Origin of the sequence: Streptomyces sp. NPDC004134, from assembly GCF_042874195.1 — a bacterium.
In the GTDB taxonomy this organism is placed as follows: domain Bacteria; phylum Actinomycetota; class Actinomycetes; order Streptomycetales; family Streptomycetaceae; genus Streptomyces.
The window spans coordinates 25,144-34,038 of the sequence record NZ_JBIAMS010000003.1 but is presented as its reverse complement, the minus strand read 5'-3'; the positions used below and the strand labels follow the sequence as shown (position 1 = coordinate 34,038).

Sequence of the window (8,895 nt, the reverse complement as noted above, 5' to 3'; positions counted from 1 at the left end):
CGAACTCGTGGGCTAACGCGGCCCCGGGCCGTGCAGGACGGGACCGGGCCCGCCCATTCCGGGGCCGGGGCCCATTCCCGGACCGGGGCCGATGAGTATTCCCTGCGGCGGGCCGTCCATCATCGGGCCGTTCGGTGGCATCGGGGCCATCTCCGGGACCGGGACATCGTTCTTCGGCTGGCGGGAGAACTGCGTGCGGTACAGCTCGGCGTACAGGCCGTCGAGTTCGAGCAGTTCGTCGTGGGTGCCGTGCTCCTGGACCTGGCCCTGGTCGATGACCAGGATCTGGTCGGCGTCCCGGATGGTGGAGAGCCGGTGGGCGATCACCAGTGAGGTCCTGCCCGTGAGGGCCGTCTTGAGGGCCCGCTGCAGGGCCGCCTCGGACTCGGAGTCCAGATGGGCGGTCGCCTCGTCGAGGACCACGATCGGCGGGGCCTTGAGCAGGAGCCGGGCCATGGCGATGCGCTGCTTCTCACCACCGGACATCCGGTAACCCCGGTCCCCCACGAGGGTGTCGAGGCCGTCGGGCAGCGCCTCGATCAGGCTCCAGATCTGGGCCGCCCGGCAGGCTTCGATCATGTCCTTCTCGGTGGCGTCCGGGCGGGCGTACTGGAGGTTCTGCCGGATGGTGGTGTGGAACAGGTGGGCGTCCTGAGTCACCATGCCGACGGTGTCGCGGAGCGACGCCAGCGTCAGGTCCCGCAGGTCGTGGCCGCCGATCCGGACGACGCCCTCGCCTGGGTCGTAGAGCCGCGGCACCAGGTGGGTGATGGTCGTCTTGCCGGCGCCGGAGGGGCCGACGAGGGCGGTGAGCTTGCCCGCGGGGGCGGTGAAGTTCAGTCCCCGCAGGGTCCAGGAGGTATCGCCGCGCCGGGGTGCTGGGCCCGCCAGGGACTCCAAGGAGGCGAGGGAGACGTCGGCCGCGGACGGGTAGCGGAAGGAGACTCCCGAGAACTCGATCTCAGGTGCGCTCGGCGGGGCACCGGCGCCGTTCGCCGATGCCCCGTTCACCCCGGGACCGTTCGCAGGGGCTCCGTTCTCGGTCGCACCATGCACGGTGACCGCGGGCAGGGCGCGGGCGTCCGCCTTCTCCTGGATGAGCGGCTTGAGATCGAGGATCTCGAAGAGCCGGTCGAAGCTGACCAGGGCCATCAGGATGTCCCGCTGGGCGCCGGAGAGTTGGTTGATCGGCGCGAGCAGCCGGGTGAGCAGGGTGGCGAGCGCCACCAGCGTGCCGATCTGGAAGACGCCCTCGATCACGAGGCCGCCGCCGAGCCCGTAGACCAGCGCGGTGGACAAGGAGCCGACGAGCATCATCGACAGGAACAGCAGCTTCGAGTAGACCGACGCCCGGACCCCGAGATCGCGGCCCTTGCCGGCGAGGTCGGCGAACATGCCGTTCTCGGTCTCCGGACGGCCGTAGAGCTTGGCGAGCAGCGCGCCGGTGACGTTGAACCGCTCGCTCATGAAGGCGCCGATCTCGCCGTTGACCTGCATGTGTTCGCGCATGACGCGCTGCAGCCGGTGGCCGACGACTTTGCCGGGGAGGATGAAGAGCGGCAGCATCACGAGGCTGATCAGCGTGATCGCCCAGGAGAGGTAGAACATCGCCCCGAGGACGAGCAGCGCGGTCAGGCCGGCGGAGACGACGGTGGACAGCAGCGAGGTCAGAGCCTGCTGGGCGCCCACGACATCGGTGTTCAGGCGGCTGACCAGCGATCCGGTCTGGGCGCGGGTGAAGAAGCCGAGCGGCTGGCGCTGTACGTGATCGAAGACCTCCGTACGGAGGTCGTAGATGAGCCCTTCGCTGACCTTCCCGGAGAGCCATGCCTCGGCGAAGCCGACGACGGTCTGCAGGAGTGAGAGGACCGCGACTGCGACGGAGATCCAGACGACGACGGAGGTGTCCCGCGGCATGATGCCGTTGTCGATGAGGTATTTGAAGAGAATGGGAACGGCCACCACGATTCCCGCATTGAGTGCGGTGACCGCGAACAGCACCGAAATTCTGAGTCGGTGCGGCCGGGTGTAGGGAAGGATCCGCTTGGCGGTACCCTTCTTCACCTTCTGCCTGGTGACCGAATCCGGCCCGCCGGCGCGCATGATGACCGGCCCGGAGCCGCCAATCATGGCCACGAATTACCTCCAGTGTTCGTCGTCGGGCCGGGGCGTCCTAGCGGGCGGCGGCCTGCTCCTGCCGGTCCATCTCGTCGATCAGGCTCTTCGGCCGCATGTCCGTCCAGTTCTCCTCGATGTAGTCCATGCACGCCTTCCGGCTCTCCTCGCCGAACACGGACTTCCAGCCGGCGGGGACTTCGGCGAAGGCAGGCCAGAGGGAATGCTGGTTCTCGTCGTTGACCAGCACCAGAAAAGTGCCGTTCTCGTTGTCGAACGGATTCGCCATGACCGCTCCCGTCGGTGGGGTTTCCTCAAGTCGGAATACACACTAACCAGGCGGGCAGAAGGCGACAAGGTTGGACAACCGGAAGGCCGTCCAACTGTGAATTCTTAGCAGTTGGACGGGTGTTATTCGAGGGAAACGGAAAGGGCGGTCTCAGAAATGGGCCGACGCGGCGCCGGGCTCCGCGAGCCTGGCCGCCCGGGCCTTCTCGCCGGGCCCGTCGTCGCGCAGCGGGAAGGCGACGGTCACGGCCAGCCCGCCGCCGGCTCTGGCCTCGGCGGTCAGGGTGGCGCCGTGAGCGGTGGCGATGGAGCGGACGATCGACAGACCCAGCCCGTGGTGGCCGTCACCGGCGGTGCGGCGGAGCCGCTGGAAGGGGTGGAAGAGTCGCTCGACCTGGTCCGGCGGCACCTCGGCGCCGGTGTTGCGGACGGAGAGGTAGGCGCCCCCGTCCCGTACTCCGGTGGCGATCTCGACGGTGCCGCCGGGAACGTTGTAGTCGATGGCGTTGTCGAGGAGGTTGGCCACCAGGCGGTGGATGAGCGCCGAGTCCCCGGAGATGCGGGCCGGTTCGATGGCCGAGCGGACGGCCAGCTCCCGCCGGCCGATCTCCGGCCGGAACGCGGGAATGACCTCGTGGGTGAGCGCGGCGAGGTCGAGCGGTTCCCGGCTTTCCAGGCCGCGGTCGCTGCTGGACAGGGTGAGGAGCGACTCCAGGAGCGTGGCCTGCTGCTTGCTGATCGTCAGCAGCCGCTCGAAGTTGGCGCGGAAGGACTCGAGGGTGGCGCCGCGGTCGATGAGGGTTTCCTCCAGCAGCGCGTGTTCGAGGGTGAGGGGTGTGCGCAGCTCGTGGGCCGCGTTGGCGACGAATCTCTTCTGGGATTCGAGCGCCGTCTCCAGCCTGCCGAGCAGCCCGTTGACGGTGTCGGCGAGGTCCTTCAGCTCGTCGGGCGGGCCGCCGGTGGCCAGGCGCTCGTGCAGGTTGCGCGCGGAGATGTGCCGGATGGTGCTCGTCATGGTGCGCAGGGGGCGCAGGACACGGCCGGCGACCACCCAGCCGAGGCCGATGGCGATGACCGACATGATGGCGAGGGCGAGCCCGGACTGCATGAGCAGCCGGTCGAGCATCGCCTCCCGCTGCTGCCACGCCTGCTGGCGCATCCCCTCGACGATGCCGCTCTCCTGGTTGCCGAGATCCTCGTCCAGCCGGTAGGTGCGGGTGTCCGCCTGGGCGGAGGACTGGGCGGAGCCGTACTGCACGTCCTTGAACGTCACCAGACCGCCGGAGGGACGGGCGACGAGGAAGTACGTGATCGCCAGCAGTACGGCACCGGAGAGGACGAACAGCGAGCCGTACAGGAGGGTGAGGCGCACCCGGACCCGCCGGGGGGTGAGCTGCGCGGACAGCGCGCCGACGCGCTTCAGGACGGCCGGGTGCGGTCGCGACAGCCCCATGGGCGTACCTCAAATCCGGTAGCCGCTCCGCGGCACCGTCTCGATCACCGGGGGCAGACCGAGCTTGGAGCGCAGGCGGTTGATCGTGGTCTTCACCGTGGTGGTGAACGGGTCGGCCGCCTCGTCCCAGACGCGCTCGAGGAGTTCCTCCGCCGAGACCACCCGGCCCTGGGCGGAGAGCAGGCACTCCAGGACGGCGAGTTCCTTCGGGGTGAGCGTCAGGCGTTCGCCGCCGCGGGTGGCGAAGCGCTGGGCGGGGTCGAGCCGGAGGTCGCCGTGCTCCAGCACCGGGGGTACGGCGGGCTGGGCCCGGCGGGCGAGGGCGCGCAGCCGGGCGACCAGCTCGGCGTAGGCGAAGGGTTTGGGCAGATAGTCGTCGGCGCCGAGGTTCAGTCCCTCGACGCGGTCGATGATCGTCCCCGAGGCGGTGAGCATCAGCACCCGCGCATGGTGGGGCTGGGAGACCAGTTCCTTGCACACCTCGTCGCCGTGGACACCGGGGAGGTCGCGGTCGAGGACGACGACGTCGTAGTCGACGGTCATCGTGCGCTCCAGCGCGTCGGATCCGTCGTACACGACATCGACGGCCATACCCTCCCGGCGCAGCACCCGTGCCACCGAGTCGGCCAGCTCAGCGTGGTCTTCGACTACCAGAACCCTCATCAGCGGCACCTGCCGGAGGTCTCGCGGGCGCTCGGCGAGGATGCGGCGGACGGGCGTTCGAGAACGCCCATCACGGCTGACGATCCCCCACCTTGCGTCACACTGCGGTCACAGCGCTTCACTTCGTCGTGTCCCCGTGCTCGGTTGGAACCGCCTTCAGATTAGCGGGCCGGGCGTAGGGCCGGGGTTTCAGCGGATGGGTTCCGGCCGGGGCTTCCCGCTGGTGGCGGGCGCGGAGGGCGCGCTCAGGCGGGGGCGAAGAAGTCGAGGATCGCCGCGTTGACGACGTCCGGCCGCTCCAGATAGCCGTAGTGGCCGCAGCCGGGGATCTCGACATAGGCGGCATCGGGAATGGCGGCGGCGACCTCGCGCGACAGGTGCGGGCGAATGACGAGGTCGTCGCCGAAGCCGATGACCAGGCACGGGCAGGATATGGGCGGGTACGCACCGATCCGGCCGACCGTCGTCTGCAGTCCCAGTTGCCCGCGGAACGCCGACATGTCGACTGCCGTCATCTCGAAGACGTCGAGCCAGTCCCTCAGGGTCGCCTCGTCGTTCAGAGTCTGCGGGGAGAGGTTCTGGAGGGCGTTGACGTACGCGGCGTAGCGCGGGGGGAGCTTCACGCCGCTGTCGCAGAGGTCGAGTTCGGCGGCGGTCATGGCCGAGACCAGGCCGTCGGCGCGCCCCGTGGGCGCCATGAGGACGGCCTGCCGGACCAGTTCGGGGCGGGCGAGGAGGAGTCCCTGGACGATGCTGGCGCCGAGGGAGAAGCCGACGACGCGGCACGGGGCGAGATCCAGGTGCTCGATGAGCCCGGCGGTGTCGGCTGCCATGTCGGCGAGGGTGAAGCCTTCGGGGCACGGGTCGCTCGGGGGCATGCCGCGGTTGTCGACGGTGATCACCCGGTGACCGGCGGCGGTGAGAGCGGGCACCTGGTGGGTGCGCCAGATCCGTCCGGGGGCGCCGGTGCCCGTGACCATGACGACCGGGTCCCCCGTGCCGTGGTCGTCGAAGCCGAGGGTGATCCCGTCGATCCTCGCGGTGGGCATCTGGCTCGCTCCTTTCCTGTGGGCGGTCCGCGGTTCCTGCGGTGGCGGGTCTCGCTACGGGCGGATACGTCGTCCGCCGCGGCCGGGAGCCCGGCCGCGGCGGACGGTGGTCATGCCGACCGCCGCGTGAACCTGCCGGCCTTGCCGACGACGTCCGCGCCGTGGATCCGCAGGGCCTGCTGCAGCGCGAACTCGGCCATGTAGCGCCGGAACTCGTCCACCGGCTCCTCGGCGACGTTGAGCATGTGCCGGTTGGGTACGACGGCGGGGCCGCCGAGCCGGTCGACGGCGGCGGCGATCGCGTCGTCCATCCCGGCCGGCTCCACCACCTCGTCCAGGACCAGCCGCGCGTCGGGGTCGGTCGCGGGCAGCCGGCGGTCCTGAAGGATGACCTGCCGGGAGATCCGCGGGCCGGTGTGGCGGCCGAGCCGGAAGTTCCCGGCGCCCGGCACGATGCCCTCGCGGGCTGCGGGCAGGGACACGTAGGCGTCCGAGGCGGCGAGCACGTGGTCGCAGACGAGGAGCAGTTGCATGCCGCCGCCGATGGCGAAGGTGTCGACCGCCGCGATCCAGGGTTTCTCCACGGTGCGGGAGTGCCAGGGAGCGCCGCCGACGCCGCGCACCCCGCGGACGATCTTGTGGATGTAGCCCAGCTCCCGGCGGAGCAGGAAGCCCACCAGCGAGATGCCGCCGGCGTGCAGGCTCTTGAGGTTGATCCCGGCGCTGAAGACGCGTTTGCCACGGTAGCGCGGATGGGTCATCTCGCCGCCGCGCAGCACGGCCACGCGGACACCGGGGTCGAGGAGCGCGAGGTCGACGGCGGTCTCCATGTCCTCGACCTGCTGCTCGTCCTCGGCGTTGAGGCAGTCGTCGCGGTGCATGGTCAGATACGCGGCCGCGTCCCGCCGTTCGAGCCGGACAGAGCGGGTGTCGACCAGTCCTGTCTCGGTGAACCGCGGCAGCAGTTCCAGTGCGCGCGGCGTGGGGCGCAGCATGGCGTCGAGCAGGTGGGCGCCGGCGACATGGGAGGCGAGCACGGCCCGCAGGAAGATTCCCTGGTCGATCTCGTGGCCTTCTTTGTCGGCCTGGAAGCGTGCACGCTCGGCGGCCAGTTGCCCGGCGGTCGGTACGAGCCCGGGGTACGCGACGGCGGCGGCGGAAACCAGGTCGGCGAGCCGCAGGGGTGTGGAGCGGCCGTCGGTGAGCCGGTCGTAGACGGCGTCGACGTGGGTGTCGAGGAAGGCGGTGCGCAGCGCGCGGGCCTCGTCGAGCACGCCGGCGGCCCGGGTCCGCTGGGCGGCCGTGCGGGCACCGGGCGGCGGCAGCGCGGCGATCGTCTCCTGGGCGCGGGCGAGCGCCGAGGAGACGTCCGCCCAGCCGCCGCGGGCGGTTGCCGCCCGCACGTCCGCGGTCACGAGACCACCCGGGCGGCGTCCGCCCGCAGCGACCGGTCGCAGGCCGCGAGGTGCCGGCCGAGTGCGTCTTCGAAGCTGGTCGTGGTGGCGTCGAAGAGCAACTGCCTGCGGATGGCGAGTTCCTTGCCGGACAGTCCTGCGGCCAGCCCGGCGGCCGCGGCGACGCCGCTCGCGGGGTCCGGCGCGAGGTCGTCGACGAGGCCCAGCGCCAGTGCCTCGGTGGCGTCGATGGGCAGGCCGAAGAGCACGGCACGGCGGATGCCGGCGGCGCCGGCCAGTTGGACGAGCCGGTAGCTCGCCATGCCGGGCCAGGTGGCCTCCCCGTCCCGGGCGACGAGCAGCCGGGTGCCGGGGGTGGCGACGCGGATGTCGGCGGCGAGGAGGGCGTCGAGCGCGGTGCCGCCGCAGTCGCGGGCCGCGACCGCTACCGTGGCCGCCGGCAGCCGTTCGAGCCGGCGCAGCGCCCGCTCCCACTTGCTGACCAGTTGGACGTCGAGCCCCCGGGTCCAGCCCGGCTCGGGAGCCCCGGTGACGTACACGGTGACGATGCCGGTGCCGCCGCCGTCCTCCGCCTCGTCGCAGACGGCGCCTAATGCCTTGACGGCCGCGGCCGTCGGCGGCTCGGCCCCGTCGATTCTCAGCGTGAGCGTATCGCTCATCGCACCCTCCGCTCTCACCATCGGACCAGGGCCGTTTCGATCGTGGAGCCCGGGCCCATGGTCATGAGCACGCCGTGGTCTCCGGGGTGGGTGACGTCCTCGTCGAGCAGCCGCTCGTACGAGAACAGGAACGAGCCGCTCGACACGTTGCCGTAGTCGCGCAGTACGCCGACCGTGTGGCGGACGTCGTGGCGGGTGAGCCCGAGGTTGACGACGACGGCGTCTATCACCTTCTTGCCGCCGGAGTGCACCAGCCAGTGCCGGATGTCGCTGCGGCGCAGGCCGGTGTCCTCCAGCAGCCGGTCCACGACGAGTTCGGCGTGGGCGCCGACGACGTAGGGGATCAGCGGGTCGAGGAAGAAGCTGAACCGGTCCTGGCCGCGGTCCCAGTCGTAGCGCATCGCCTCCAGCGCCTCGGGGATCAGGCAACTGGCGAACTTCAGCACGTCCGGGCCGCGGGCCCCGTCGGGTCCGGCGGCGGGCGCACCGGACATGAGCGCGACCGCGGCGGCACCGTCGCCGAACAGGCTGTTGACGACGGCGGTGCGCATGGTCTCGTCGAACGCGTACGCCGCGGAGCAGGCTTCGGCACAGAGGACGACGGCGAGTTCGCCCGGGTGGGCGGCGGACCAGCCGCTGACGACGTTCAGCGCGTTCAGCCCCGCGTTGCAGCCCATGCCGACGATGTCGGAGCGGCTGCAGTGCCGGTCGATGCCCAACTCGCGGATCAGCAGCGCGCTGAGCCCCGGGGTGAGGAAGCCGGTGGACGTCACGCAGCACAGGTGGCGCAGGTCCGACAGCTCGTGGCCGGCGCTCTTCAGGCAGGCGCGGAGGGCTTCGGCGCCCATCTCGATCGCGGTGGCCTTGTGCTTGTCGAGCAGGTCGCCCTGCGGCTCGGAGTGCCGGACTCCGTGCTCGTCCGGAGCGGGCAGCGTCAGATGCCGCCGCTCTATCGCGCTGTTGAGGAAGACGGAGCTGATTCTGGGGTCGGTGATGCCGAAGGCGTCGAGCACCTCCTGCTGGGTGTACGTCGTGGGGGTGGCGGCCGTGCCCACCCCGAGGATGCGGGGCCGGTACGGGCCGGGCACCTGTGCTGTCGCGGACCGCGGATCCAGGAGCTCCGCGCTCTCCACGCCGGTGATCATCGGAAGGTCCACCCCCACATGCGCTTCTTGCTACGCGGTCGTCGTGCTCCGCTGATGCCGTTCACGTGCGGTCCTTTCCCGCTGGATTCGGACGGATGGAGGAAGGAG

Annotated in this window: 8 protein-coding genes; all 8 read right to left on the bottom strand. The window is 70.9% G+C overall.

All coding sequences use genetic code 11. From position 1 onward, the window contains the following. Positions 1-12 precede the first annotated feature (12 nt). Positions 13-2,130: an ABC transporter ATP-binding protein gene (locus ACFYVJ_RS05510; RefSeq protein WP_388887343.1), complete on the bottom strand. Its 2,118-nt coding sequence runs from the start codon at positions 2,128-2,130 to the stop codon at positions 13-15. Between the two features lie 43 nt (positions 2,131-2,173). Beyond that, positions 2,174-2,404: an MbtH family protein gene (locus ACFYVJ_RS05505; protein WP_047019284.1), complete on the bottom strand. Its 231-nt coding sequence runs from the start codon at positions 2,402-2,404 to the stop codon at positions 2,174-2,176. Between the two features lie 150 nt (positions 2,405-2,554). Beyond that, the gene (locus ACFYVJ_RS05500; RefSeq protein ID WP_388886863.1) at positions 2,555-3,856 is read right to left on the bottom strand and encodes a sensor histidine kinase; all 1,302 of its coding nucleotides are present in this window, start codon (positions 3,854-3,856) and stop codon (positions 2,555-2,557) included. 9 nt (positions 3,857-3,865) lie between these two features. Further along, positions 3,866-4,519 carry a response regulator transcription factor gene (locus ACFYVJ_RS05495; protein ID WP_047020619.1) on the bottom strand — a complete coding sequence of 218 codons (654 nt, stop codon included), beginning with the start codon at positions 4,517-4,519 and terminating at the stop codon, positions 3,866-3,868. A gap of 245 nt (positions 4,520-4,764) precedes the next feature. Continuing rightward, a complete protein-coding gene (locus tag ACFYVJ_RS05490) occupies positions 4,765-5,568 on the bottom strand; it encodes an alpha/beta fold hydrolase (protein WP_388886861.1) in 804 nt (267 codons plus the stop codon). A 110-nt stretch (positions 5,569-5,678) separates the two neighbouring features. Continuing rightward, the gene (dpgC, locus tag ACFYVJ_RS05485) at positions 5,679-6,983 is read right to left on the bottom strand and encodes a (3,5-dihydroxyphenyl)acetyl-CoA 1,2-dioxygenase DpgC (protein ID WP_388886859.1); all 1,305 of its coding nucleotides are present in this window, start codon (positions 6,981-6,983) and stop codon (positions 5,679-5,681) included. Continuing rightward, the gene (gene dpgB, locus ACFYVJ_RS05480) at positions 6,980-7,642 is read right to left on the bottom strand and encodes an enoyl-CoA-hydratase DpgB (RefSeq protein WP_388886857.1); all 663 of its coding nucleotides are present in this window, start codon (positions 7,640-7,642) and stop codon (positions 6,980-6,982) included. The genes dpgC and dpgB overlap by 4 nt, the downstream gene beginning before the upstream one ends. 14 nt (positions 7,643-7,656) lie before the next feature. Next, complete coding sequence (gene dpgA, locus ACFYVJ_RS05475) at positions 7,657-8,787, bottom strand: 3,5-dihydroxyphenylacetyl-CoA synthase DpgA (RefSeq protein WP_388887342.1); 1,131 nt, start codon at positions 8,785-8,787, stop codon at positions 7,657-7,659. Positions 8,788-8,895: the final 108 nt, after the last annotated feature.